Origin of the sequence: Hymenobacter citatus, assembly GCF_014333615.1 — a bacterium.
Classification (GTDB): domain Bacteria; phylum Bacteroidota; class Bacteroidia; order Cytophagales; family Hymenobacteraceae; genus Hymenobacter; species Hymenobacter citatus.
The window spans coordinates 237,139-262,244 of the sequence record NZ_JACSCY010000004.1 but is presented as its reverse complement, the minus strand read 5'-3'; the positions used below and the strand labels follow the sequence as shown (position 1 = coordinate 262,244).

Here is a 25,106-nt window from a genome sequence, read left to right as displayed (position 1 = left end):
TAAATCAAGCACTTACTTTAACAAATAAATAGTTAGCTAATCCCCTTCCCTAGAAAGTTCTTTCTTCCTTTCGGCTGATCTGCTTGAAGGTATTTCACAATTTACTGACATTGCCAGTTGTGCTTCCTACCTTTACCCGGTAGCCCTTTCCGCTACAGTTGGTGTCTATTGCGCTAGTTTAGCTTACCCAATGTCCTCCATTCAATACCTCACTACGGCTACCGAGGTGCAACAATGCGCCGCCGCCCTCCACAACCAGCCTCGCATTGCCATCGACTTGGAGTTTGACGACATGCGCCACCGCTATGGTCGCAATCTGGCGCTGATCCAGCTTTTTGATGGCCACACCGTCTACCTCATCGACCCGTTGCCGCTTACCAACCCTGCGCATGAGTTAGAACCGATTTGGGAGCTGTTGCGTGACCCGGCCATAGAAAAGGTGTTTCACAGCTGTAAGTCGGACATTTTGCTGCTTGATGAGCTGTACGGTGTGCACGTACGCCACATCACCGACACCAGCGTGCAGTATACGCTACTCGCCGAGGCAGACAACAATATCTCCCTGGGCCGTTTGATCCAGAGCGAGTTGGGTATTGAGGTAGACAAAGGTGAGCAGAAGTCGAACTGGTTGAAGCGCCCCCTTACCGACGCTCAGAAGCAGTATGCCGCCAACGACGTGCTCTATCTGTTTGAGCTGGCCGACCGCCTACGCGACAAGCTGGCAGCGCTAGACCGCACGCACTGGGCCGACGAGGAAAACGCTGCCCTGGAGGACGTGCGCTACACCCGCGACGAGCGGCCCTACCTGCGCATGGCCGGCAAGTACCGCATCCTCCCCCCTGAAATGCCTTTGTTCCGCGACTTATACTTGTTGCGCGACCAAGTTGCCCGGCAGATTGATCGGCCGCCGTATATGGTATTTGCCAATGACCGGCTGGCCGAGCTGGCCCGCGATACGCCCCGCACGCTGGAGGAGTGGAAAGCTGCCCGTGGCCTGCACCCCGAGCTGAAGCGCACGCCCTACCTCGACCAGCTGGCCGGCTTCCTACCCGATGTGTTTGTGCCAGTGCCCGAGCCCACGCTCCCCCCCGAACAGCGCCGCTTCCCGTTTCGGCGGCGCTTGAGTGGGGAGAAAGCTGCCCGTGCCGATACCCGTGAGCAACTGCTATTGCAGCTAAAAACGTTTATTATGGAAGACATCAACAGCTACGTGGCCAATCTTGTGCTATCGAACCGATTAATATCCGACATCATTGAGCAGGGCGCCGAACAGGCTCTGCGACCTTGGCAACGAGCCATTCTGCGCGATACGGCGGCGCAACATCAGTTGCCGTACGACAGTATTGCTACCCCTTTTCAATAGGTGTAGTCGTAATTGTAGACCTTCGAAGGCTACAGCCACTCCCCATAAAGCCCGGTTCGCGCCGGGCTTTTTTGTGTTTTATCTTTGTGTTGATGACAGAAACTTCTGCTTCTGCCCGCTTGCGCTGGCGGGTGGTATTTGCGTTGCTTGGCGTAGGAATACTGCTGGCGCTGGCCGGTGGTTACGCCTGGTGGCGGGTGTGGCGCAAGCCCAACGTGGTGGCTTCGCCGTTGGGGCCGGCCTACCTGTATATCCACACGGGGGCGCCGTTTGAGGCGGTGTTGGATACGCTGCGGCGGCAGGAGCTGCTGCACGAGCCCGGTACCTTTGCCTGGCTGGCCCAGCGGCGCGGCTACCCGGCCCACATCCGCCCCGGCCGCTACCGCCTCGATTTTGGTCTCGGCAACAACGCTTTACTCGATAAACTCCTACGGGGTGAGCAGGACACCGTTGATTTCCAGTTGAATGCCTTCAAGTATAAGCCCCAGCTAGTCCGGCAAATAGCCAGGCAGTTGGAAGCTGATTCCACGGCGCTCCGGCGACTTTTGCAGGACAATGGGTGGTTACAACAACGATATCAGCTCGACACCACCACCGTGCTGACGCTATTCCTACCCGGCCCCTACCGGCTGGTTTGGAACACCTCGGCACGGCAGTTTCTGGACTCAGCGGCGGCCACGCACCGGCGGTTCTGGAATGCCCAACGGCGCCGGCAGGCCGACTCGCTGGGCCTTTCGCCTACCCAGGTGCATGTGCTGGCCAGCATTGTGCAACGCGAAACCGCCATGCCACAGGACAAACCCGTCATTGCCGGGGTGTACCTCAACCGCCTGCGCAGACGTATGCGCTTGCAAGCCGACCCTACCCTGCTTTGGGCTATTGGTAACTTTGGGGTGAAGCGGGTGCTGAATAAGGATAAGCTGGTTGACTCGCCCTACAACACCTACAAGCACGCGGGCTTGCCGCCCGGCCCCATCACCTCCGCCAACCGCCAGAGCCTGGATGCGGTACTGCGCCCAGCGGCTCACCAGTACCTGTTCTTTTGCGCCCGCCCCGACCGAAGCGGCTATTCTGATTTTGCCGAAACCTTCGCAGAGCACAAACAGAATGCTCGCCGCTACCAGCACACGCTGGATAGCTTGAAGATAATGCGGTAAAAGAGTGACTGGGTAACGCCGCACTCGCTCGGCTATGCCGAGTGAGGCCTACGCCCAAGCAGCTCTGCTGCGTGCGTCTGCCTGGCGTCCGGTTCGTTCAAGAGTCACGAACGGGTTCGGGGCAAAGCCCTTCAAGCATAGAGCTCACTCGGTATAGCCGAGCGAGTGTGACGGCCCTACCCTCCTACCCTCCTACCCTCACTCATTTCAAACACCGCCAGCTGTGCCGTGTCGCGGGCGGCAGCTTGTTGACGGCGCATGGTTTCGGGGTAGTCGATGCCGCTGAACTCGGAGTGCTCCAGAAAAAGCAGGGGCGACGTGAGCAACGGCTCGCGCCACGTCGCCAACGGCCGCTGGCGCCGCAACGAATCGAAATGCGCAATACCGGTGACGCGCCAATAGGCATCGAGCACGACGTACTGGTAACGGCGCTTGCGTAGGGTAGGCAGCTGTTTTTCGTCGGTGATAATCTTCAGGGAATCGGGAGCGAGGTAGGGCGCCAGGGAAAGCCCTACGGTGCTCACGGTTTTATGGCTGTGGTGCGCCCGGAGCCATTGCGCCGCTGCCGGGTAGCTGGTAGCAGTGTAGGCATAGATTTCTTGTTGAATCTGGATCATATTGCCTAACACGGCCACGCCTACAGCCGCCGTCAGCCAACCCAAGCGCTGGCGCAGCAAGTGACGCAGGACCAAGAAGCCCAACGCCGCAAACAGGCCGTAGGCAAAGAGCAGGCCCCGCGGCGCTTTCAATAGCAACGAGAAGCCACCAAGGAAGCAGTACGCCCACACAGCCAAGTAGAAAAGCGCGTTGGGATGCTGCCAGCCAGCGCGCAGCACCCGCCAGAACACCACCGGAAACGCCAGCAGACCCAACCATTGCACCGGCGACTCAAACGTTACCAGATAATGGGGATAGTACAGCAAATCGAGGCGAAAATTGCCGGCCCGGCCCGCTGAATTACTGGCCGATGGAAACAAGATACCATAATATGTAGCTGGCCAGCGCCACCACGGCAGGCCTCCTACCCAGCCAACTACCCCAAACAGCAGGTAGGGTGCCGCCAGTACCAGCAGCACCCGGCCAATGTGGCCCGGCTGGCGCAGCAGGCCGTCGGCTGCCCGCCATTCCAGCACAGCCAGAATGGGTAGGCAAAACAGAAATTTGTAGTTGAAACACAGCCCCAAGGCCAGCCACACGGCAGCCGTTAGCAAGGTTTGGCGCGAGGGGCGTTGCAGCCGCCGGTAATAGGCGTGCAGTAGGCCCACGAAAGTCAACAGCATCACCGAGTTCATGGTGAAGTCGCGGGCGGCAAAGGTAAGGAAGGTACTAGTGCCAATAAGCAGCGTGAGCAGCGCCATTTCGGGTGGGCGCAACTGCACCATCTGCCCTACCACCACAGCCAACATACCTACCGCCACCGTCGACAGTAGCGCATTCAGATACAGATAGTAATGAAAATCGGGGTGGAACGCCGCCACGGGCGCAAAGAGCAGGTAGAAGCCGGGGCTGGCGTGGTAGAATAAATGATGCAGGTCGCCGCGGGTTAGCTCCTGCACAATCTGCCAGTTGCGCACCGAGTCGTAGTCGGGTAGGGCCATGCCGGCTAGGCCGGGCAGACGCACGGCCAGCACCAAGAGCCACGTAGGCAGCAGCCACGCCAGCGTAGCTGTTCGGGATGGATTGTCGTATTTCGCGGGGGTAAAATCAGCCATGCCGGAAGGATGCCCCGCGAAGTACGGCATATCTTTCCTTGTTTCTTCTGCTTATGCGCGTAGTAGTACAGCGGGTCCGCGAGGCTCGTGTGACCGTAGAAGGCCGCCTGACCGGCGAGATTGGCCCCGGCCTGCTGGTACTGGCAGGCTTCGCCCCCACCGACTCGGCCGCTACCCTCGACTGGGTGGCTCGCAAGCTGGTGCAACTGCGCATTTTCTCCGACGAAGAAGGCAAAATGAACCGCTCGGTGCAGGATGTGGGCGGGCAGGTGTTGGTAGTCAGCCAGTTTACGCTGCTGGCCGACGCCAGCAAAGGCACGCGCCCCAGCTATATAGGTGCCGCGCCACCAGCCGTGGCCGTGCCGCTCTACGAGCAATTTGTGCAGCTACTCACTACCCTGCTGGGTCAGCCTGTACCTACCGGCGAGTTCGGCGCCGATATGCAGGTAGCCTTGGTGAATGACGGCCCCGTTACCATTGTGCTGGAGCGGTGAGATGGTGAGAGGTGAAATGGTGAGTGGTGAGTTTTACGTTCTGACAAACAGTTTGCGCAACTTGCGCCGACAGAACGTCAAACTCACCACTCACCACTCACCATTTCACTATCTCACCACTTACCGCCTATGACCATCGAAGAAGCCCAGCAAACCGTCGACCAATGGATTCAGACCACTGGTGTACGCTATTTCAACGAGCTGACCAATATGGCGATGCTGACGGAAGAGGTAGGCGAAGTGGCTCGCATTATTGCCCGGCAGTACGGCGAGCAGTCGTTCAAAGAATCCGACAAAGACAAAGTGCTGGCAGATGAGCTGGCCGATGTGCTGTTCGTGGTTATCTGCCTGGCCAACCAAACGGGCGTCAACCTAACCGAAGCCCTACAACAGAACCTCGACAAAAAAACGAAGCGCGACGCAACGCGTCACAAGGAGAATGAGAAATTGAAGTAAGCTTGTGAGTTGTGCGTAAAGAGAGCGGCTGTCATCCTGAGCAGAGCGAAGGACCTTCTCATACCAGAACGATAGACGTACCAACGACTCGTTCAACTGGCATAAGGTCCTTCGCAGGCTCAGGATGACAGCTGCTCTCTTTACGCACAACTCACAAGCTTACTTCAACTTCACAACTTCACAAGCTCACAATTTCACCATTTCGCCACACGGGCACTAAGTCATATTCATCCTGGCGCACGCAGAACTCCATGTCTTTGTGGGCTTCGAGGCGATTAAGACGGCGCACGTGGGCCGATTTCAGGAGGTAGGCGGCTACGTTGGGGCTGGCTTTTTCCCACAAATCGAGAGCGGCCAGGGTAGCGTCGGAGCTGGTTACGTCAAAGTCCTGGGCGAGGCGGGCGGCCAGGGCGCCGCCAAACAGCGTGTCTTCAAGGCAAAACTGGCCTTTCCAGCCGGCGCATACCACTACCACATCCTTACCCTGCTGGCGCAGGAAATCAGCCACGGCTCCCACATTCAGGAAGGCCCCTACTACTACCTCGTCGGCTGCGCGCGACAGGTGCATGGCGCGGGTGCCATTGGTGGTAGTGATGGCCACACAGCGGCCTTGCACCGGCACTACCCCGTCGAGGTAGCCGAAGGGTGAGTTGCCCAGATCAACTCCTTCTGCCTGCACGCCGTCGCGCTCGGCGGCCGTGAGGTAGCCCTGTGTGGCCAGCGCCCTGCATTCTTCCAGCGTCTCAACGGGCACCAAGTGGGCGACGCCCTGTGCCAGCGCCGTAACGATGCTGGAAGTAGCCCGCAAAATATCTACCACCACTGCTATCCGACCACGCAGGTCATAGAGCGGCAGCAGGTCGGGCGAAAAACAAATATCCAGATTTGGCATACGTTGGCATTCGTAGGGGCACCTTGCTGGCGCCCGGTATCGACGAGGCGAAGCAGCGGTATTACACAGTACCTGCAAGCAGCAGAGGGCGCCTGCAAGGCGCCCCTACCCTCGTCCGTTCAATATTCGTTACGCTTCCGTGCCCGATACAAAGGGCAACTTGGTGACGGTAGCTGGCAATTGCTTGCCGCGCACCAGCACAAAAACCTGGCTACCGGGCTGGCTGTAAGCCGTTTGCACGTAGCCCAGCCCTACCCCTTTGCTGAGCGAGGGCGACTGAGTGCCGGAAGTCACCTCCCCGATTTTCTCACCGGCCTCGTTCACTAGCTCGTAGTGACTGCGCGGAATGCCGGGGCCGTCCATCACAAAGCCTACCAGCTTGCGCGTCACACCTTCGGCTTTCTGCTGTTTCAGGGCGTCGGCGTTGGTGAAATCTTTAGTGAACTTGGTAATCCAGCCCAAGCCGGCTTCCAGGGGCGAGGTTTCGTCGGTGATGTCGTTGCCGTAGAGGCAGTAGCCCATTTCCAGGCGCAGCGTGTCGCGGGCGCCCAGGCCGATGGGTTTGATGCCGTATTCCTGGCCAGCTTCCATCACCGCTTCCCATACCTGTTGAGCGTACTCGTTGGGCACATACAGCTCGAAGCCGCCCGCCCCCGTGTAGCCGGTGGCCGAGATGATGACGCCGGGCGCACCTGCCAACGTGCCCTGCACGAAGGAGTAGTAAGGAATGCTGGCCAGGTCAGTTTCGGTGAGCGACTGGAGCGCGGCAGCGGCCTTCGGGCCCTGCACGGCAAACAGGCTCCACTGCTCCGACTGGTTTTCCAGCTCGGCGCCTTCCGTATTGCGCGCCGAAATCCAGGCCCAGTCCTTGTCGATGTTGCCGGCGTTTACCACCAGCAGGTAATCTTCGTCGGCCAGCTTATACACCAATAGGTCGTCTACAATGCCGCCTTCCTCGTTGGGTAGGCAGGAGTACTGCGCTTTGCCGTCCTGGAGCTTGCTGGCGTCGTTGGTGGTTACGCGCTGAATGAGGTCGAGAGCCTGCGGGCCACGCACCCGAAATTCACCCATGTGCGACACGTCGAAAATGCCCACGCCCCGGCGCACGGTCCGGTGTTCTTCGAGGTCGGAGGAGTAGCGCACGGGCATGTTGAAGCCCGCGAAGGGCACCATTTTAGCGCCCAGCTGCTGGTGCACATCGTTTAGGGCAACGGTCTTGAGAGCTTCGCTCATGGAGAAAACAAGAAGAAGGATGGAAAGACAAACCAGGGCCGGCCGGGGCCAGGCGCGGGCAAAAGTAGCCAATTCCGGCCGGTGGGCCGCACCTGTTTGTATCCTGCTATCTTTGAAGCTCCCCCGCCAGCAGCGCGCCGCCAAAGAAATAACGGCTCGATTTTTTAGCTGCTCCAGCGGTCCGATTGTTCGTGGTATTCATGAAGCTGAAACTTTCCACTAAGCTCTTCGCTGGTTTTATTGTGGTGATGCTGCTGTTTGCGGTGGTCGTGGCCGTCAACTACCAGCTCTCGCGCAATGTGCTGCGCAACTCCCAACGCGTCGAAAAGTCGCAACGCATCACAGCCGAGGCTACCCTGCTGCTGCGCAGTATTGTGGATATGGAATCGGGCTTCCGAGGCTACCTGCTGGTTGGCAACGAGAGAATGCTGGAGTCCTACTACAAAGGCGAGCGGGATTTGCTGGGCCGGTTTCTGCGCCTGCGGAGCCAGCTCGAAAACGGCTCGTCCCAGCAAGGGCGCATCGAGCGGGCGCAGCACCTGTACCAGCAATGGGCCGACTACTCGCACATGCTGGTGAGCGAGAAGCGCGAGGCGCACCGCCGCAACGCGGATCAGCGGCTTTTGCTTGAAATGCCCCACGGTAATCTTATGACCAACCTAACGGGCAAACAGTTGGTGGATCAGATCAGGGTGCTCTTCGAAAAATTCGACGAACAGGAATTTGACAGCCGTGCCAAGCAGCGCGTGAAGCTCGCGGACAGCATCCAGCAGGCTCGCATCTTATCCATCGCCATTTCGGTGCTGGCGGGCGTGCTGAGCCTGCTGTGGGCCTCTTATATTGTGCGGCAGATTTCGGGGCGCATTGGCAGCATGGTGCAGCTGGCCCGCCGGATTGCCAGCGGCGACTATGGTACTGGCTTGCGCGATACCCAGCGCGACGAGCTAAGCGAGCTGGCGCAGTCGCTGAACCGCATGGCCCGCACCATCGACACCAACATCACGCAGCTGGCCCGCCGCAACGAGGAGCTGGACCAGTTTGCGTATGTGGTATCGCACGACTTAAAAGCGCCCTTGCGCGGCATTGAAAGCGCCTCGCGCTGGATTGAGGAAGACATGGCCGAGGAGCTCCCTACCCACATCCGCGAGTTTCTGGCGCTGATGCGTACCCGCGTGCACCGCATGGAGCACCTCATTACCGGCATCCTGGACTTGGCGCGCATAGGTCGGGTGCAGCAGCCCGAGGAGTGGGTAGATGTGCGGGAGCTACTCATGGAAATTGTGGACTCACTGGCTCCCCCCGCGGGCTTTCAGGTGGAGCTGCCGGCTTTCCTACCCACCTTCGTCACCAGCCGCGTGCCGCTCCAGCAGGTGTTCACCAACCTGATCAGCAATGCCCTAAAGTACCACGACCATCCGGCTACGGGCCACGTCCGCATCAGCATACAGGAAAATCGTAAACAGTATGTTTTTGCTATAGCCGACGATGGCCCTGGCATTGCACCGGAATACCACGAGCGGATTTTCGTCATATTTCAGACCCTCACGGAGCGCGATACGCTGGAAAGTACCGGCGTGGGGCTGGCTATTGTGAAAAAGATTGTGGAGCGCCACGGTGGCACCATCCGGGTAGAATCGGCAGAGGGCGCGGGTGCTACCTTCATTTTCAGCTGGGCCAAGCAGACGCTCACCGCCGACCTGCCGGCACTGCCCACCAATTTAGCTAATCCAAACGCCTGACCTCCCGTATTAAATGTAGTTACCCACCGGCTCTATTGCTCAGCACTTTGTTTCTTATGTCTGCCGATCCTACCCCCAGTATCCTATTGGTTGAAGATGACCAACTGGATATTATGAATGTCCAGCGCGAACTGCGCAAACACAATGTGGCCGTGCCGCTGCACATTGCCCGCAATGGCCGCGAGGCCCTCAATATGCTGCGCGGCGAAAGTGGCGAATCCCGCATTGATAAGCCCAGCGTTGTAATTCTAGATATCAACATGCCCCGCATGAACGGGCTGGAACTACTGCAAGAGCTTCGCTCCGACCCCGAATTCGTAGGCCTCAACGTGTTCATCACCACCACCTCCGACCTGGAAACGGACCGTTTGAAGGCCCAGAATCTGGCCGTCAGCGGCTACATCATCAAGCCTCTCAGCTTCGACAAGTTTGGCGAAGGCGCCACTACTATCGACGGTTTCAGTTTGTTCCTCGATTTGCTACGCCTGAAAGATCAGTAGGCGGTTAATCGTTAATATTAGTGTTAGTGAAATGCGCTTGTCATCCTGAGCTTGCGAAGGACCTTATCACGTCAGAACGACCATCGCACCAACGACTCGTTCAACTGACATAAGGTCCTTCGTAAGCTCAGGATGACAAGCGCATTTCACTAACACTGATACCGATTACAATAGCCGGAAACCAAGCCGGTGATGCTCACAGGGACCGTGCGCTCGAATGGCCTCTCGATGCTTCGGGGTAGGATAACCCGCATTTTGCTCCCAGCCATAGTACGGATACGCCTCCGCCAGAGCGCGCATGCGCTCATCCCGAAACGTTTTGGCCAATACCGATGCTGCGGCAATGCTCTGGTACAGCGCGTCGCCGCCAATGATGCAGGCATGCTCCAGGCCAGGGTAGGGACGGAAACGGTTGCCGTCGACCAGTAAAAAATCGGGGGTGATGGGCAGCTGCTGCACGGCGCGGTGCATGGCCAGATAGCTGGCCTGGGCAATGTTTATTTCGCTTATTTCAGTAGATGAAGCCTCGGCCACAGCCCAGGCAATGGCCTCGCGGCAGATATCGGCGCGTACCTGCTCGCGACGACGGGCAGTCATCTGCTTGGAGTCGTTGAGGTAGGGCGCGTGAAAATCGGGGGGTAATATCACAGCGGCGGCAAATACCGGCCCGGCCAAACAGCCCCGGCCCGCTTCGTCGAGGCCGGCCTCGTGTGGATGCGTAGTGAAGGAAGTAAGCAGCATACTGGGTGCAAACGTACGCAACACACATGCATAAAACCGCCCAGCTGACAGCCTGTGTGCTGCCAGCCGGGCGGTTTAGCATCCTATTACATAAGATGTGACCTATTTATGGTCACCGGCATTGCTGCCAATCACATCGGAGTCGTCCTGACCACGAACAAAGCCCTGACTATCGCGCGGCGCAATGGAAGCGTCCACGTTGTCCTGCTCGTCTTCGGTCATGTATTCGTTGGTAGTTGGGCCGAGGCCACCGTTTTTCTTAGCTAATTCAGCCTCCGCTTGTGCGTGGTGCAGGTTGAACAGTGGGTCACCTTCCTTGGGCAGATCAGTTTTAGCTTGATTGTTCTTTTTAGGGTCGTTAGCCATAGAGCGAAAAGGGGTAGCCGGGGTGTGAACGGCTACCTGCTCCTACTTGATACGGCAGCTACGCGCCGGAGGTTAGCAACCACTGCACACGAAAAAAGGCCATTGCGTATCGCAATGGCCTTTCCGAACGTTGTTCGGGGTTAAAATCATCCACCCTATTCCTTTCGCCGAACAACGCACACAGGCAGAACCTTCCTTTCCACTATCCTGTCCTGTGTTATTTAATTTTATTAAGACAAAGCTACCATATTGCGGTGAATTATGCTACTTAAACTGGACTACTTGCTTGCTTCTGTCGACCAATGGAGGCTTCTGACCGACCAGTAGTTGCCCTTTCAGTAGCTGGGTAATCGTATTTTTGTCGGGTCATCTCTTCACTTATTCTTGCTATGACCTCTGTTCCGGCCGCTGATTTTGACGAAACCCGCAACCCCTGGCAAGTGCTAAGCACAGCCGTACAGTACCAGAATCCCTGGATCAGGGTGCGTGAAGATCAGGTACTGAACCCGGCCGGCAAGCCCGGAATCTACGGGGTAGTATCGATGAAAAATAAAGCCCTAGGCATTGTGCCCGTCGATGCGCAGGGCTACACCTGGCTGGTAGGGCAGTACCGCTATACCCTGAACGAGTACAGCTGGGAAATCCCGATGGGCGGTGGCCCCGTGGAGCTGGACATTCTGGAATCGGCGCAGCGGGAGTTGCGCGAGGAAACGGGTTTCACGGCGCGCCGCTGGACCAACATTGCCCGCCTGCACACCTCCAACTCCGTCACCGATGAAGAAGGCTTCGTCTTTCTGGCCGAGGACCTGGTGCCCGGTGAGGTAGAGCCCGAAGAAACCGAAGAGCTGCGCCTGTGGCACCTGCCCCTAACAGAGGCGGTGGAAATGGTGATGCAAAACCGCATTACCGACGCCATTAGCGTGGCTGGTTTATTGAAAGCTGAGCGGGTCTTAGCCAGTCGGCAGCAGCCAGGGTAGGGCTCTGGCTTCATCGTTGCTTTAGAAATCTCTGCGTATGCTTGCAGTGCCTCCTTGGTGCTGCACTTCTTTCGCTTTCCAGTTTGCTTGTTATGCGTCAGCTACTGCGTTTTATTGGTCAACGACTCTATACTACTTGGTGCACGTTTTGGTTTGTGTCGCCGTTTTTCTACACCTACCCCCTGCAATGGGTACTGGCGCGCAAGCCCAGCCGGCATCCGTGGCTGCACAAAATCAACCGGTTCTGGTCGTCGTCGGCTATTTTCATGTGGGGGATGCCTGTGCGCATCGTGCGCAAAAACCAGTTGCCTGCGGGCCAGCCCTGCGTGTATGTGGCCAACCACAGCTCTTACATTGATATTCCGCTGCTGTTCCGCACCATTCCGGGCTTTCTGAATATCATTGGCAAAGACACCCTGGCGAAGACGCCGCTTTGGGGACCTATTTTCGGCAGCGCCTACATCACCGTGAACCGCAACAGTGCCGTGAGCCGGGGCCGCTCAATGGTGCTGGCCAAGCAGAGCCTGGCGGCCGGGCGCTCCGTCGTCATTTTTCCGGAAGGCACTATTTCCGAGAAGCCCGGCGAGCAGATGATGCCTTTTAAAGACGGCGCCTTCCAACTGGCTATTGCCGCCGGCGTGCCGCTGGTGCCCGTATCGATGCCCCTGAACCACCGTTTCATGCCCGATGTGGGTGGTTTGCGCATTCGCTACACGCCCTTGCGCATCGTACTGCACGAGCCTATCCCAACGCAAGGCCTCACCATGGCTGACGTGCCTACCCTGAAACAACGCGCGCACGACCTCATTGCCAACGAGTTTCAACCTGAAGCGGCCGGGCTGCCGCCTGCCTTTAGCTGGCGCCCTACCCCACCCACTACCCAGGCCACAGAGCCGCAACCCGAGCAACGCACCAACGACCAGGCAGAACTAAGTCTGCCAAATTCGTAATTTTGAAGGGCAGGAGCCACCACCGTTGGCTCCTGACGCTTTCCCTACCCTAACTCTGCTTTGCTTTGAGCACCGATATCAATACCCTGCGCCAACTGGCCCACCTTTCCCGCCTCGAATTCGACGCTACCAAAGAACAGGAAATGCTGGGTGCCCTCAACGAGATTCTGGATTGGGTAGACCAGCTCCGCCAACTCGATACCAGCAACGTGGCCCCGTTGGTGCATTTGTCGCAGGAAATCAACGTTCTGCGTCCCGATGAGGCGCACAACACCGTGAGCCACCAAGACGGTCTGCGCAACGCCCCGCGCAAAGACTCGGACTATTTCCGCGTGCCCAAAGTTCTGGATTAACCTCTACCTAGTAGTGCCGACTTCTGCTCCTTCTGTCCCGCCGCATCGTTGGAGCCTCTGGCTGCTGGGTCCGGCGCTGCTTGCTACACTGGCCGTCGGGCTGGCTCTGTTTCACTATTTCACGGGGGCGCAGTATACGCTACCGCTTCAGCCCGTTACGCAACTAAAGCCCCTCCCCCTCACCCTCGATACGGTGCGGGTAGGGCTGGCGGGCCTTCCAGTGCAGGCCAATGCCTACCTACTCACGCAAACCCACGATGTGGCAGGTCCCTTCGTGCGACCGACAGCGGCTATAGCCTTTCTGGCCGTGCTGGCGGGTAGCCTCGTCTATTTCCTGGCTGCTATCACGGCGCTCAGCCGGCCGGCTTTTGTAGCCGGCATGGCTCTGGTGTTCTTCCTGCTGATGTCGCTGAGCCCCGATTTGCTGGGTGTTTTCGATGCGCAACGGCAGTATTTTTTGGTACTGGCGTTGGTAGCGCTGGGGTTACCTGCCTATGCGTTTCACGCCTTTTGGCCCCATGTGCCGCGCTGGCAGCGGTTGGCTGCGTTTATGGTGCTGGTAGTAGGGCTGAGTGCGCTGCTGTTTGTGCGCAGCGCCTACCCTACTGATATCACGGCGTTGCAGTTGGCTACCTATGCCACCCGTGGCGGTGCCGTAGCCGTGGCCTTGGTGGTGCTCTGGCTGGGCTTTGAGAATGTGCACGGCCTGCTATGGGTAGGGACGATGAGCGAGCAGCCACGCTACCGTCTTGGGCGCTTGCCGCTGTTAGCGCTCAGCATCATATACCTTTCGCTGCTTTTCCTGTATTACTGGCGCAACGGCACCGTGCAGCTGTCTGCTAGTCTCAGGCTTGATCCACTGGTGTTTTTGCTACCCGCCGCGCTGGTGGGCTGGTTGGGACTGCGCCGCCGTGCCCCTACCTACAACGAGTGGCTACCCTACGCCACGGGCATGGCTCCGCTCTACCTCACGCTGTTGGCTGTTGCCGCGGCCACGCTGGGCTATGCCCTGGCTACCCTCAACGACCCGCTACTGGAAGCCGCCCGACAATTTACGGCGCTAGCTTTCCTAGGCTGTGGCGGGGGCTTTCTGCTGTATCTGATCTTCAACTTTGGGCCGCTCATCAAGCAGCGACTACCGGTGTACCGGGTGGTGTACCAGCCCCGCCGCCTGCCGTTCTACGTGGTCTACATCATGGGCCTAGGCCTGCTGCTGATTACCGGATTGCGCACGCATTTCTTTGTGCTGGATCAGGTGGAAGCAGGTTTCTACAATAACCTGGGTGATGTGACCCGCCTCCAGAGCGAGCAGCAGCCCGAGGTAACGCCCATTGCCCTGTTGGCCGAGCGCTACTACGCCGAGAGCGACGTGCTGGACCGCTTCAACCACAAGGCCAGCTGGGGGCGGGCGGCACTCTACCGCTTCCGGTTTCAGCGTCAGAACGAAATCAATGCTCTGCGGCGTGCCCTGAGCCGGGCGCCCTCACCACGCCTGTCGTTGCGGCTGGCGGCACTCTACAACGAGCCTGCCGACTTCTTCGACCGCCAACAGGTCCTGCGCGATGGGTTGCATGCCACGCCGAACAATGCGCTCCTGGCCAGTGATATGGCCCAGCTTTATTCCCGCTCTACCCTTGCTGACTCCGTAGATTACTACTTGGATAGGGCAGAGGCAAATGCGCCCGCTAATGAGGCCATACGCACCAACCGTCTCGCCTTCCTGATTCAGCAGCAAGATCTGGATGCTGCCCAGCAGTGGTCTGCCGACCACGCAGCCACCAACGAACAACCTGCTTTACAGAGCAATGAGCTGCTACTGGCGCGGCTGGTGGGTAGGCCCGCGCCTGCTGTACCACAAACGGAGGCAGGCGGAGGCTTGTCGCTACCGACATTTGCGCGGCTCTACCACCTGGCGCTGGCCCACGTTACGGCCCGCGACACCAGTTTGCTCCCTACCCTGCGGCAGCTTCGCCAGCAGCCCATTGATAGTGCCTACCACGAGCAGCTGACTTTCCTGTTGGCCCTGACGCAGCACTACGGTGGCCGACTTGCCGCGGCACAAACTACCCTGCAACCACTCACACTTGGCACCAATGCCAGCGCCGCCTACTACCAAAACCTGATGGGTATCTGGCTGCTACAGCAGCAGTTATATACCCGCGCCGAGCAGCTGTTTACATCTGCATTGGTGAATGGCTACCCCGATGCACGGGTAGGGCGCGCCTATGCTTTTGTGCTGAATGGAGAATCCGATTGGGCTCGCACCGCCCTCCCCCCAACAGACAGCATCGACTACGCTGGGCGTCTGCTACGCCAGGTGCTCACACTCTCCTACCCTACCGGCTACGCTACCGCCCCCGATTCTGTGAAAGCCCAGTTCTTGGCCGTACAAGGCAATACGCTGCCGCCTGATCAGTGGCTGCCGGCTGCCGTAGCCCTACCTGCCTCCGTGCGCCCAGAGGCCCTGCTCGCTCAGGTGCCCCGCGCCATAGAGGCCCGACAACTGGCAGCAGCCCGACAAGTGACGGAGCAGTTTGCCCCACCCTCTGCCACCAAAACCCGCATTGCTTCGCGCTGGAACGTGGTACGTGGCGCGCTGTGCCTGGCCGAGCAACGGTGGTCCGACTTGCAAAAGTTGGTAACTACCGGCTATTTCACGGCAACAGATCAGCCCAAGTACCTAACCTATCAGGCGCTACTAGCTGCGCACACGCAACCGGCCACTGCTGGCAAGCAATTCTCGGCCTTGCTGCGAGAAGCGCCGTTTGAGCCGGAAGCAGTCCTGGCCGCCGCCGACTTCTACACCAACCGGAAGCAGTATCAGCAGGCCTACGATGCGCTGGTGCGCGGCCTGGAATACGCTCCCAATTCAACCCCACTACTGCGGGCCTATGTATTGGCCACTATTCCCGTGGGGCTGACCACCTATGCTACCGATCCGCTCAACCAGTTGCGTGCGTTGCTTTCCCCCCCCGAATACGCTACCTTTCTTGCGCAGTACGAAGCCCGCCGGTCGGCGCTAACCGCTGCCACGGAATCCTGGAACTAACCTATCTGGTCATGCAGCAGCCCATCATCGAAACCACCAACATATCCAAAGTCTACCGCATGGGCATGGAGGAGATTCATGCGCTGCAGTCTGTATCCATCAGCATCAACCGGGGCGAGTATGTGGCGTTTATGGGACCGTCGGGCTCCGGCAAGTCTACCCTTATGAACATTGTGGGCTGCCTGGATACCCCATCTGGCGGGCGGTACGTGCTGAATAATCACGATGTCAGCCATATGTCGGACAACCAGCTGGCTGATGTACGCAACCGCGAAATCGGGTTTGTCTTCCAGTCGTTCAACCTGTTGCCCCGCGCCACGGCCCTCGATAATGTAGCCCTCCCCCTCATCTACGCCGGCTATGGCAAGAGTGAGCGGCAAGAGCGTGCCCGCGAGGCGCTGCGCAGCGTGGGCCTGGCCGAACGCGCTCTGCACCGCCCCAATGAGCTGAGTGGTGGCCAGCGCCAGCGCGTGGCCATTGCCCGCGCCCTCGTCAACGACCCCAGCATCATCCTGGCCGATGAACCCACCGGTGCCCTCGACTCCAAAACCAGCCACGAGATTATGGATTTGTTTGAGGCGCTGTACGCGAAAGGCAATACCATCATCATGGTAACCCACGAGGAAGACATTGCCAACTATGCCCACCGTGTAGTCCGCCTCCGCGACGGCCTGATTGAATCCGACATTATCAACGAGCACGTGACGACGCACGTAGTGAACGGGTAAATAAGCAAATGAGTGAGTAGCTGTTTCGCCTCATTCACTCATTTACCCATTCACCCCTACCTCATGAAAATATACACCAAAACCGGCGACCAGGGCCTGACTTCTCTCATTGGCGGTACACGCGTACCCAAGTCCAGCCTTCGCATTGATTGCTACGGGACGGTGGATGAGCTGAACGCCTACATCGGCCTGCTCCGCGACCAGGACGTGAACGGCAGCCGCCGCGGCTTGCTCAAGGAAATTCAGGATCGGCTGTTCACCATGGGTTCTTCCCTTGCTTCTGACCCCGAGAAATCAAAGATGAAAATTCCGGATCTACACGCCGAGGATGTAGCACTACTGGAGCAGGAAATGGACCGCATGAATGCCGATTTGCCCGAGTTGCGCGAGTTCATCCTACCCGGCGGGCACCCGTCGGTGTCGGTGGCGCACGTGGCGCGCTGCGTGTGCCGCCGCGCCGAGCGCTTGGTTATTCATTTGCGTGAGGAGTCTTTTGTGGCCGAGTTGGTCATCATCTATCTGAACCGTCTGTCTGACTACCTGTTTGTACTGGGCCGCCAGATGGCCCACGACCTCGGTGCTGAGGAAGTGACCTGGAAACCCCGCCTGTAGCACACTTCTCCCACCCACCCTCTATTTCCCCTTTTTAGTTTTGCTTATGTCTCTCACGCTCGACATTCCCACCCAACGTACAACGACCTCTACCCTCCCGCAATTAGACCTGAGCCGCCTCGAATTCGGCCAGACCTTTTCCGACCACATGCTGGTGGTAGACTACCGCGACGGCAGCTGGCAGCAGCCACGCATCATGCCCTACGGTCCCATTGAGGTAAGCCCCGCCAACTCGGCCCTACACTACGGACAGGCCATTTTTGAAGGGATGAAGGCCTACAAAAACACTGAAGGCAACATTACGCTGTTCCGCCCACTCGATAACCTGCGCCGCCTCAACCTATCGGCCGAGCGTATGTGCATGCCGGCTGTGCCCGAGGAGCTATTTATGCAGGGCCTGCTCCAGTTGGTTCGGTTAGACGGGGAGTGGGTACCCAGCGCTCCTGGCACCTCCCTCTACATTCGCCCCTTCATGTTTGCCACCGATGGTATGCTGGGCGTTCGGCCTTCTAGCACCTATCGATTCATTATCATCACCTGCCCGGTAGCAGCCTTCTTCAATAAGCCGCTGCGCGTACGCTTCGAAGAGAAATATGTGCGCTCGGCCGAAGGCGGCGCAGGCTTCGCCAAAAACGCCGGCAACTACGGCGCAGCTATGTACCCTACTAAGCTAGCGCAACAGGATGGTTACAACCAGCTGCTCTGGACCGATGCTTCGGAACACCGTTTCATTGAAGAATCTGGCACCATGAACGTGATGTTTGTGGTCGATGGCCGTCTGATTACGCCTGCCGTGAGTTCGTCTATTCTGGATGGCATCACACGTAAAAGCGTATTGCAGCTCGCCCGCGACTGGGGGATGCCCGTAGAGGAACGCAAAGTATCTTCTGTAGAGATTCTAGAGGCGCAGGCCAACGGCACGCTTCAAGAGGCGTTTGGGGTAGGCACGGCCGTTACCATTGCGCCCATTGCCGTCATTGGCTACCGCGGTCAGGATTACGAACTGCCCGAACTCACCGATGCCTCCTTCGCTCGTCGGGTTAGCGCTGCTCTCACCGATATTCGGGTAGGAGCTGCCCCCGATGAGCATGGCTGGATGGTAAGCGTATAAATGGTAAGCGTATAAGTAGATCAGCAGCAAGCTCGGCTTCGCAGAGAGCAGCTAAGTCACTTACTGACTTTCGCTGCTCTCTGCGAAGCCGAGCTTTGCATTTGTGCTTATTCTGTTTCCTACCCCATAACAGTCGGTAATCCTACCGACCTTTGTGTATTCATCATTTAACATTCCCACGTAATGACGCAAGATCAGGTGAAGGAATTGAAGGGCCGCGCTGAGGCCCTGAGGAGGTATCTTTGACTACGATGCCCGCAAAGCCCAGATAGAAGAAACCGAACAGCGCACCCTCGCCCCCGACTTTTGGGACGACTCCAAACAGGCAGAGCTCACGCTCAAGGAAATCAAGAGCCAGAAGTTCTGGACCGACGACTACGAAACCGTAGAGCAACGCATTGCCGATGTAGAAGTACTGTTTGATTTCTACCGCGAAGGCGAAGCTACTGAGGCCGAGCTACAACAGGAATTCGCAGTGGCCCAAAAAGCTGTAGAGGACCTAGAGTTCAAGCGCATGCTGTCCGAAGAGGAAGACCAACTCTCGGCCATCGTAGAAATCAACCCCGGCGCCGGCGGCACCGAAAGCCAGGACTGGGCCGAGATGCTGATGCGCATGTACATCATGTGGGGCGAAAAGCATGGTTTCACGGTGAAGCAACTCAGCTACCAGCCCGGCGAAGGTGCTGGCATCAAGTCTGCTTCTCTGGAAATCACCGGAGACTTTGCCTACGGCTACCTAAAAGGTGAAAGTGGTGTGCACCGCCTCGTACGCATTTCTCCATTCGACAGCAGCGGCCGCCGCCACACGTCGTTTGCCTCCATCTACGCTTACCCAGTGGTAGATGATACCATCGATATCCAGATCAACCCGGCAGATATCACCTGGGACACGTTCCGGGCCGGTGGCGCCGGTGGGCAGAACGTGAACAAAGTAGAAACCGCCGTGCGCCTCACACACGCCCCCTCCGGTATCATCATCGCCGTACAGATTGAGCGCAGCCAGCTTATGAATAAGGAACATGCGTTACGTATGCTCAAATCCCGCCTCTACCAGCAGGAGTTAGACAAGCGCAACGAGGAACGCGCCAAGATCGAAGCTGGCAAGAAACGCATTGATTTTGGCTCTCAAATCCGCAATTACGTGTTGCACCCATATAAACTCATCAAAGACCTACGCACCAGCGTGGAGCGCACCGATGTCCAAGCTGTGTTGGATGGGGATTTGGATGAGTATATCAAGGCATATTTGATGCAAGGGTAAAACAGTATCCCTAATCTATATTACCTTCTATCTCGGTATAATTCAAATAAAAAGGTCCGCTAGATGATACTCTAGCGGACCTTATAGTTAGGTGGCAATAGATAAATTAAAACTTATCCCACCACAGCTTAGTGGTAATTAGGTCTGGTCCCTGGCGTTCTACTGCTGCTGCTCTGCTGGTAGCATTAGTGGTCTGCTCGTTAGCTGGATAACGGAAACGTACAGGAATTTTTCCCATCGCAGCCGCCGCAGGATTTTTAGCAACTGGCAGCTTTGGATAATCTAGACGGCGCCATTCTGACCAGGCTTCTACACCTTGGCCATATAACGCAATCCATTTTTGGACGCCAATACTCTGCTTATAATTACTTGCGTCATACTTCACGGCGGGTTGAGCTAGGTAAGTATCTACCGCAGTACCAGTGAAGCCGTACTGTGCCATTGAAGCCCGAATAGCATTGTTGTACTCAACTGCCGCATCTCCTCCGATTATACCCCGTGCAATTGCTTCTGCTTTGAAGAACAGTACTTCCGCATACGTCATTAGCACTCCAGGGGCAGTAGCAGCTGTAAATGCAGATCCTACTTTGGAGGTAGAGGACAGTGGGCCAAGATCTGCCGCCTCTACATTAGTCAAACCATTAGGAACACCACGGTAGAAGGCAGTCGAATCACCAGTTTCAGGATGATTAGCATACACTCCCAAACGTGGGTCGTTCAATTGGCTTAGGCGTGAAGTTATCGAACGACTAACCCGGTGGTCATCTCGTGTTAGTCTATTAAAATAAATAGGATTGGTATTGGAGGCTCCGCTCAGAAAATCGAATTCTGCATTCTCTTGAATAGAGCTTATCAGAGGTGTGTTGCCACTCAAAAGCGCGGCAACTTCTGTCTTCGCTAATTCCGGTTCAGCATCGATGATTCGCATTGCGAGGCGGAGGTGTAGCGAATTGCCAAACTTCTGCCATTTCGCCATATCCCCATCATAAATCACATCACCGTCAACCTCAGAACCGCCAACCTTTATTAAGTCATTGGCAGTTTTCAAGTCGTTTAGCAAGCCTGCATATACGTCTTTTTGAGCGTCGTACTTAGGTGTCAGAATATTCTCAGAAAGCTGTAAGGCCTGTGAGTACGGAATGTCGCCATACAAATCCGTCAAGACGGAGAAGAAGTACGAACGCATAATCAGACCGACGGCCTGAAGATTTTCATTATTAGTTGCCTTACCCTGCTTAATTAACTCGTCAAAATCTTGCAAGCCATTAGCATAAAACCCATCCCAAACACTCTGATAAGAACCTGGACGGAAAGCATAACGGTCTTCTTCAGTATACTGAATTTTAGCCCAGTGCTGAATGACTAGCAGACCTCCGTCTTGGTTTGCAGGAACATCAAAAAGACGGTAGATATTAGACTGCTCTGCGTTTGTGAGGATGTAAGCCGGATTGCCTACAGTGGCATTGTTAGGATTCGTATTAAGTGAATCGAAATCCTTTTCGCAAGCACTAAGACTCAACGCGATAGGTAGTGCAAATGCAAGTTTATGGTATTTAGAAAGCATATTGCCTGTATTAGAAGTAAGCACACCGCTTAGCTAGCGACGTAGGAATTACAGCGTGAAGTTGATATTGAAGCCGTAGCTCCGAACCGAAGGTATCTGAGTGGACTCCAACCCCTGAACGTTGCCGTTATTGAACGACGTTTCTGGATCAATGCCCGGAGCTTTTGAGCTAATCAACCACAGGTTACGACCTACGAATGAAAAGCCAACTCCCTTGATGAATGTTCCATCGATAACAGATTTCGGTAGCTGATAACCCAATCGCACCTCACGCAGCTTGACGAAAGAAGCATCAAATACGCTGCTCTCACGGGCTGTATAAGAGTAGTCGTGGTAGTAGTTTTCGGCAGTATTACGAACGTCGTTCGGACGGTAAGAACCATCTGCGTTCTGTATCACGCCTGGCCCAATGATACCATCTTCACGTCCTACTAATGTATTCGTGAGTGCGCCAGAGTACGTACCCCACATGTAAGTCTCACTCTGCAATGATCCACCCTGACGGGTGTCTATAGTGAAGCTTAGGTTAAGTCCTTTGAAGCTAAACTGGTTCGTTATGCCTCCAATCCAATCAGGGGTATAGTAGCCAAGAACACGCCGGGTAGGATCTACTAGGGGCCGGCCGTTAGCGCCATTTACAATCTGCCCAGCATATTCTCCATCTGGAACTCGCAAGAAAGCATCACCAAACAGAGCGCCATATCGCTCTCCTACGCGAGCTTCTACGTTCACGCCAAACCCAGATGAACCAATCACATAGTTTTTGATCTGTCCTTCTTTATCAAATTCCTTTACCCGGTTGCGGTTGGCAGCAAAATTAGCCGTTAGATTCCACTGAAAAGGATTGCTAGCAGATAGGGGAGCTACCGTCAGAATTGCTTCAATGCCTCGGTTTGTAAGCGTACCTGCATTCAATACGCTAGCCGTATAGCCGGTAGTAGCCGAAGTTAATACCGTCAAAATCTGGTCAGAGCTGGTTGCTTGATATGCCGTTACGTCAAGGCCAATACGGTTCTCAAGGAAACGCACTTCAGCACCTATTTCCGACGAGCGGGTACGCTCAGGCTTCAAATTAGGATTGTAACGTACGTTGTATACGGTCTGCACAGGCCGGGTGCCAAAAGCAGTAGCACCGGTATAGATGTCTTGCAAACGATACGGATCTGTATCATTACCTACCTCGGCATATCCACCCCGAATTTTAGCAAAAGACAAGAAAGAGTCTGTTACGTTAAAGGCATCTGTTAGTACTACAGAAGCATCAATAGAGGGGTAGAAGAACGAACGATTAGCGGCAGGGAGAGTAGAAGACCAGTCGTTGCGAACAGTACCTCCCAAGAAAGCGAAGTTCTTATAGCCTATTTTGGCTGAGCCATATACGCTGTTGATACGTCTATTTTGAATAGGGTTCAGAATAGAGCTGTTATTAGAGTTTGCAACGCCAAAGTTGTTGCCGGTTACTAAGCTTCCAGCTGCATTTCCAAGAGTAAAAAGGCCAGGCACAGCCAAGTCAGGAGCAGCAACTTGGCTTCTATTCAGTTTGTTATCCCGACGGTTAGCACCAACTAACACATCCAGATTAAAATCCTCATTCAAGTTCCGGTTAGCAGTAGCTAAGAATTCGGTATTGCGCTCCAATACTCTAATTCTTTCTTCAGTATAATCGTCTTGTTCTGCGTTGTTGCGCGTATCAGCTGGCACACGACGCTGGTTGAACTGATTGTAAATATCGTTAGTCGTCCGAGCAGTAAGATTCAACCAGTTTGTCAGCGCGTAAGTCAAAGTCAGATTACCAATTACCCTGTCTCGTTGATCGTCGTTGGTGGCTTGGCCTAGAATGTAGTAGGGATTACTGTGGTAGTTGTTATTCCAGTTTTCGTTACCGCCTGTTCTCTCGTAAAGAGACTTCAAGTCGCGAACATCAACTTGGCGGCCGTACCAGCTATACATCTGCTGCATAACGTTCAACTCATCGTAACCTTGACCTGGACGACGCCCCCGAGTTTCGGAGTAGTTGATGTTTGTGCTCAGTTTAAACTTGCTTGTGATGTCAACACCACCGTTGACATTCACAGTATTGCGCCGCAGGAAAGTATTGTATAGAATACCCTTATTATCAAGGTTGGTGTACGATACCCGGACACCTGCCTTATCGTTGCCACCCGACAGAGCAACGTTATTTGTTAAAGTGCGGCCCGTTTCAAAGAAGTGTTTCTTTATATTGTCTTTACCGGGGCTTACCCAGGGAGTTGCTTCACGCACGCCATTTACAACTGGAGAGTTATACTGGGGGATAAGACGACCATCCAACCGCGGGCCCCAGCTTTCGTCAACGCCATCAGCAATACCAGCACCAGCACCATCAACATACGAGAATCTTCCTCCGCTACCCTGGCCATACTGGTCCTGAATATCAGGCACTTTCAATGGTGTCTCAAAGGAAGTAGTGCTGTTTACACTGATACCTATTCCACGGGATTTACGGCCCGATTTAGTTGTAATCACAACAACACCATTGGCGCCACGGGTACCATATAGAGCTGAAGCAGTAGCTCCTTTCAGTACGGTCATGCTTTCAATATCATCTGGGTTGATATCCGATGCAGCATTGCCATAATCAATACCTCCCCCTGAACCAGAGTTCGAAAAGCTCGAGTTATCAATAGGCTGACCGTCAATCACAAACAGGGGTTGGTTATTACCTGCAATAGACTTGGTACCTCTGATGATAATACGTGACGAGCTTCCTACTGCCCCCGTGCTATTTGAGATCTGTACACCAGCAACTTTACCAGCAAGAGAGTTCACCACGTTAGTTTCACGAGCTTGGGTAAGCTCTGAGCCCTTTATATCCTGTACTGCATACCCTAATGAGCGTTTTTCTTCTTCGCGTCCTAAGGCAGTGACTACTACTTCTCCTAACTGCTTTGTATCTGCTGATAGAGCGACATCAATAGTATTCCCACTAATAGGGCGGTCAATACTTACATACCCAATAGAGCTGAATGTAAGTGTAGTAGCGGAGCTTGGTACATTCAAGGTGTATCCGCCATCAGCGCCTGTTGAGGCGCCGATAGTAGTACCCTTAACTATCACGGTTACGCCAGGTAATCCCTGATTATTAGAGGCATCGGTAACACGTCCTGAAATAGCTCGGTTCTGGGCTACTGCTTGCTGCAACAAGCAAGTAACCAGAAGCAAGACTATAAGTAAGCCTTTTTTCATGTTGTTAGATTTGGTGAATGGATTGAAAAAGAGGTGTAAACAGATTGACTTAACATAGCAAGTATAGGTAAAAAAAGCACCGAGGTTAGCAGTTTTTTAATTTCATATTAATTTCACGATCTTACATGATTCTATATAAATACATTTAATCCTATTTCCAATCATACACTAAAAGCTTATCTATCAAATAATTAAATAATAAAATACTATTATATATACATAAATATATAATAGTGGCCTCCTCCCAATTACTGGACCGGCCTGAGGTAGAGAATCAGGCTGTTCGAAGCCAGATAGTAACGGTGGTCGCCATGATCTGACGGGATGTTAAATTCTGTAGTGAGCTATGCCGCCGTAAGCCGTTATATTCCTAGTGCCACTGCTAAATTTTCTCTTAAGCATCAGGCAACGGCAGAAACCAATGCACATTCAAGCATTCGCCTCAAAATTTAACATTCGAATAATTCAATACACGGATTATCAGCCAGTTTACTCGGTCGTGAGAAATCTAAGGTGACCTGCTACTCATACGCCCACTCGGCCAGCGCTTTGCTAATGAACTTGCTGCCGTTGTAGACCTGGATGCGATTGAATACCATGTCCAAGGTCTGCTGCAGGCGACT

The 25,106-nt window shown here is 55.4% G+C and carries 21 protein-coding genes; 14 read left to right on the top strand and 7 right to left on the bottom strand.

The genetic code is table 11. The features are described 5' to 3' along the window. The first annotated feature begins 190 nt into the window (after nucleotides 1–190). Both H8B15_RS07405 and mltG read left to right on the top strand, forming a co-directional pair. Complete coding sequence (locus H8B15_RS07405) at nucleotides 191–1,363, top strand: ribonuclease D (RefSeq protein WP_187319031.1); 1,173 nt, start codon at nucleotides 191–193, stop codon at nucleotides 1,361–1,363. A gap of 92 nt (nucleotides 1,364–1,455) precedes the next feature. Continuing rightward, a complete protein-coding gene (mltG, locus tag H8B15_RS07400; protein ID WP_187319030.1) occupies nucleotides 1,456–2,520 on the top strand; it encodes an endolytic transglycosylase MltG in 1,065 nt (354 codons plus the stop codon). A 176-nt stretch (nucleotides 2,521–2,696) separates the two neighbouring features. Here mltG and H8B15_RS07395 read toward each other — a convergent pair whose 3' ends face one another. After that, the gene (locus tag H8B15_RS07395) at nucleotides 2,697–4,232 is read right to left on the bottom strand and encodes a hypothetical protein (RefSeq protein WP_187319029.1); all 1,536 of its coding nucleotides are present in this window, start codon (nucleotides 4,230–4,232) and stop codon (nucleotides 2,697–2,699) included. Nucleotides 4,233–4,285: 53 nt separating this feature from the next. Here H8B15_RS07395 and dtd point away from each other — a divergent pair, with 53 nt between their 5' ends. Next, on the top strand, nucleotides 4,286–4,726 hold the full coding sequence (gene dtd / locus H8B15_RS07390; RefSeq protein WP_187319028.1) for a D-aminoacyl-tRNA deacylase: 441 nt from the start codon (nucleotides 4,286–4,288) through the stop codon (nucleotides 4,724–4,726). 129 nt (nucleotides 4,727–4,855) lie between these two features. Beyond that, nucleotides 4,856–5,182 carry a nucleotide pyrophosphohydrolase gene (locus H8B15_RS07385; protein WP_187319027.1) on the top strand — a complete coding sequence of 109 codons (327 nt, stop codon included), beginning with the start codon at nucleotides 4,856–4,858 and terminating at the stop codon, nucleotides 5,180–5,182. A 178-nt stretch (nucleotides 5,183–5,360) separates the two neighbouring features. Here the strand turns inward: H8B15_RS07385 and H8B15_RS07380 are convergent, their stop codons facing one another. After that, nucleotides 5,361–6,074, bottom strand: coding sequence for a 2-phosphosulfolactate phosphatase (locus H8B15_RS07380; protein ID WP_187319026.1), 714 nt, complete (start codon nucleotides 6,072–6,074; stop codon nucleotides 5,361–5,363). 129 nt (nucleotides 6,075–6,203) lie between these two features. Continuing rightward, nucleotides 6,204–7,307, bottom strand: coding sequence for a glycine cleavage system aminomethyltransferase GcvT (gene gcvT, locus H8B15_RS07375; RefSeq protein ID WP_187319025.1), 1,104 nt, complete (start codon nucleotides 7,305–7,307; stop codon nucleotides 6,204–6,206). A gap of 200 nt (nucleotides 7,308–7,507) precedes the next feature. Here gcvT and H8B15_RS07370 point away from each other — a divergent pair, with 200 nt between their 5' ends. Together H8B15_RS07370 and H8B15_RS07365 are read left to right on the top strand one after the other, a co-directional pair. Continuing rightward, complete coding sequence (locus H8B15_RS07370; RefSeq protein ID WP_246455344.1) at nucleotides 7,508–9,046, top strand: sensor histidine kinase; 1,539 nt, start codon at nucleotides 7,508–7,510, stop codon at nucleotides 9,044–9,046. Between the two features lie 56 nt (nucleotides 9,047–9,102). Beyond that, nucleotides 9,103–9,546: a response regulator gene (locus H8B15_RS07365; protein ID WP_187319024.1), complete on the top strand. Its 444-nt coding sequence runs from the start codon at nucleotides 9,103–9,105 to the stop codon at nucleotides 9,544–9,546. 165 nt (nucleotides 9,547–9,711) lie between these two features. Here H8B15_RS07365 and H8B15_RS07360 read toward each other — a convergent pair whose 3' ends face one another. Together H8B15_RS07360 and H8B15_RS07355 are read right to left on the bottom strand one after the other, a co-directional pair. Then, nucleotides 9,712–10,287, bottom strand: a complete 576-nt coding sequence (locus tag H8B15_RS07360; protein WP_187319023.1) for a ribonuclease HII — start codon at nucleotides 10,285–10,287, stop codon at nucleotides 9,712–9,714. A gap of 102 nt (nucleotides 10,288–10,389) precedes the next feature. Further along, the gene (locus tag H8B15_RS07355; protein WP_185281042.1) at nucleotides 10,390–10,653 is read right to left on the bottom strand and encodes a hypothetical protein; all 264 of its coding nucleotides are present in this window, start codon (nucleotides 10,651–10,653) and stop codon (nucleotides 10,390–10,392) included. A 389-nt stretch (nucleotides 10,654–11,042) separates the two neighbouring features. On the opposite strand from H8B15_RS07355, the gene H8B15_RS07350 reads away from it, so the two are divergent. The 8 genes from H8B15_RS07350 (at nucleotide 11,043) to prfB (ending at nucleotide 19,694) form a co-directional block, all read left to right on the top strand. Then, nucleotides 11,043–11,630, top strand: a complete 588-nt coding sequence (locus tag H8B15_RS07350; protein ID WP_187319022.1) for an NUDIX domain-containing protein — start codon at nucleotides 11,043–11,045, stop codon at nucleotides 11,628–11,630. A 92-nt stretch (nucleotides 11,631–11,722) separates the two neighbouring features. Beyond that, nucleotides 11,723–12,580, top strand: a complete 858-nt coding sequence (locus tag H8B15_RS07345; RefSeq protein WP_187319021.1) for a lysophospholipid acyltransferase family protein — start codon at nucleotides 11,723–11,725, stop codon at nucleotides 12,578–12,580. Between the two features lie 65 nt (nucleotides 12,581–12,645). Next, nucleotides 12,646–12,933: an Asp-tRNA(Asn)/Glu-tRNA(Gln) amidotransferase subunit GatC gene (gene gatC / locus H8B15_RS07340; RefSeq protein WP_187319020.1), complete on the top strand. Its 288-nt coding sequence runs from the start codon at nucleotides 12,646–12,648 to the stop codon at nucleotides 12,931–12,933. Nucleotides 12,934–12,946: 13 nt separating this feature from the next. Then, nucleotides 12,947–15,982, top strand: coding sequence for a hypothetical protein (locus tag H8B15_RS07335; RefSeq protein ID WP_187319019.1), 3,036 nt, complete (start codon nucleotides 12,947–12,949; stop codon nucleotides 15,980–15,982). A gap of 11 nt (nucleotides 15,983–15,993) precedes the next feature. Next, nucleotides 15,994–16,710, top strand: a complete 717-nt coding sequence (locus tag H8B15_RS07330; RefSeq protein ID WP_216859097.1) for an ABC transporter ATP-binding protein — start codon at nucleotides 15,994–15,996, stop codon at nucleotides 16,708–16,710. Between the two features lie 63 nt (nucleotides 16,711–16,773). After that, the gene (locus H8B15_RS07325) at nucleotides 16,774–17,322 is read left to right on the top strand and encodes a cob(I)yrinic acid a,c-diamide adenosyltransferase (protein ID WP_187319018.1); all 549 of its coding nucleotides are present in this window, start codon (nucleotides 16,774–16,776) and stop codon (nucleotides 17,320–17,322) included. A 46-nt stretch (nucleotides 17,323–17,368) separates the two neighbouring features. Then, entirely contained in the window at nucleotides 17,369–18,433 is a 1,065-nt protein-coding gene (locus H8B15_RS07320; protein ID WP_187319017.1) for a branched-chain amino acid aminotransferase, read from the top strand. 183 nt (nucleotides 18,434–18,616) lie between these two features. Then, nucleotides 18,617–19,694, top strand: a protein-coding gene (gene prfB, locus H8B15_RS07315; protein ID WP_187319016.1) for a peptide chain release factor 2 whose coding sequence is annotated in 2 segments (ribosomal slippage) — nucleotides 18,617–18,667 and nucleotides 18,669–19,694 — 1,077 coding nt in all. Because the reading frame shifts where the segments join, the coding sequence is not laid out codon by codon here. Nucleotides 19,695–19,800: 106 nt separating this feature from the next. On the opposite strand, the gene H8B15_RS07310 is transcribed toward prfB, so the two are convergent. Then, on the bottom strand, nucleotides 19,801–21,282 hold the full coding sequence (locus tag H8B15_RS07310) for a SusD/RagB family nutrient-binding outer membrane lipoprotein (protein WP_216859096.1): 1,482 nt from the start codon (nucleotides 21,280–21,282) through the stop codon (nucleotides 19,801–19,803). A 24-nt stretch (nucleotides 21,283–21,306) separates the two neighbouring features. After that, nucleotides 21,307–24,483, bottom strand: a complete 3,177-nt coding sequence (locus H8B15_RS07305) for a SusC/RagA family TonB-linked outer membrane protein (protein WP_187319015.1) — start codon at nucleotides 24,481–24,483, stop codon at nucleotides 21,307–21,309. Nucleotides 24,484–25,106: the final 623 nt, after the last annotated feature.

What these genes read in the sequence shown, in the direction of transcription:
- H8B15_RS07305 (WP_187319015.1), bottom strand. Translation starts at nt 24,483, where the DNA reads ATGAAAAAAGGCTTACTTATAGTCTTGCTTCTGGTTACTTGCTTGTTG.
- H8B15_RS07395 (WP_187319029.1), bottom strand. Translation starts at nt 4,232, where the DNA reads ATGGCTGATTTTACCCCCGCGAAATACGACAATCCATCCCGAACAGCT.
- H8B15_RS07325 (WP_187319018.1), top strand. Translation starts at nt 16,774, where the DNA reads ATGAAAATATACACCAAAACCGGCGACCAGGGCCTGACTTCTCTCATT.
- H8B15_RS07320 (WP_187319017.1), top strand. Translation starts at nt 17,369, where the DNA reads ATGTCTCTCACGCTCGACATTCCCACCCAACGTACAACGACCTCTACC.
- H8B15_RS07360 (WP_187319023.1), bottom strand. Translation starts at nt 10,287, where the DNA reads ATGCTGCTTACTTCCTTCACTACGCATCCACACGAGGCCGGCCTCGAC.
- H8B15_RS07405 (WP_187319031.1), top strand. Translation starts at nt 191, where the DNA reads ATGTCCTCCATTCAATACCTCACTACGGCTACCGAGGTGCAACAATGC.
- H8B15_RS07380 (WP_187319026.1), bottom strand. Translation starts at nt 6,074, where the DNA reads ATGCCAAATCTGGATATTTGTTTTTCGCCCGACCTGCTGCCGCTCTAT.
- H8B15_RS07350 (WP_187319022.1), top strand. Translation starts at nt 11,043, where the DNA reads ATGACCTCTGTTCCGGCCGCTGATTTTGACGAAACCCGCAACCCCTGG.
- gcvT (WP_187319025.1), bottom strand. Translation starts at nt 7,307, where the DNA reads ATGAGCGAAGCTCTCAAGACCGTTGCCCTAAACGATGTGCACCAGCAG.
- H8B15_RS07385 (WP_187319027.1), top strand. Translation starts at nt 4,856, where the DNA reads ATGACCATCGAAGAAGCCCAGCAAACCGTCGACCAATGGATTCAGACC.
- mltG (WP_187319030.1), top strand. Translation starts at nt 1,456, where the DNA reads ATGACAGAAACTTCTGCTTCTGCCCGCTTGCGCTGGCGGGTGGTATTT.
- H8B15_RS07330 (WP_216859097.1), top strand. Translation starts at nt 15,994, where the DNA reads ATGCAGCAGCCCATCATCGAAACCACCAACATATCCAAAGTCTACCGC.
- H8B15_RS07345 (WP_187319021.1), top strand. Translation starts at nt 11,723, where the DNA reads ATGCGTCAGCTACTGCGTTTTATTGGTCAACGACTCTATACTACTTGG.
- dtd (WP_187319028.1), top strand. Translation starts at nt 4,286, where the DNA reads ATGCGCGTAGTAGTACAGCGGGTCCGCGAGGCTCGTGTGACCGTAGAA.
- H8B15_RS07370 (WP_246455344.1), top strand. Translation starts at nt 7,508, where the DNA reads ATGAAGCTGAAACTTTCCACTAAGCTCTTCGCTGGTTTTATTGTGGTG.
- H8B15_RS07355 (WP_185281042.1), bottom strand. Translation starts at nt 10,653, where the DNA reads ATGGCTAACGACCCTAAAAAGAACAATCAAGCTAAAACTGATCTGCCC.
- H8B15_RS07365 (WP_187319024.1), top strand. Translation starts at nt 9,103, where the DNA reads ATGTCTGCCGATCCTACCCCCAGTATCCTATTGGTTGAAGATGACCAA.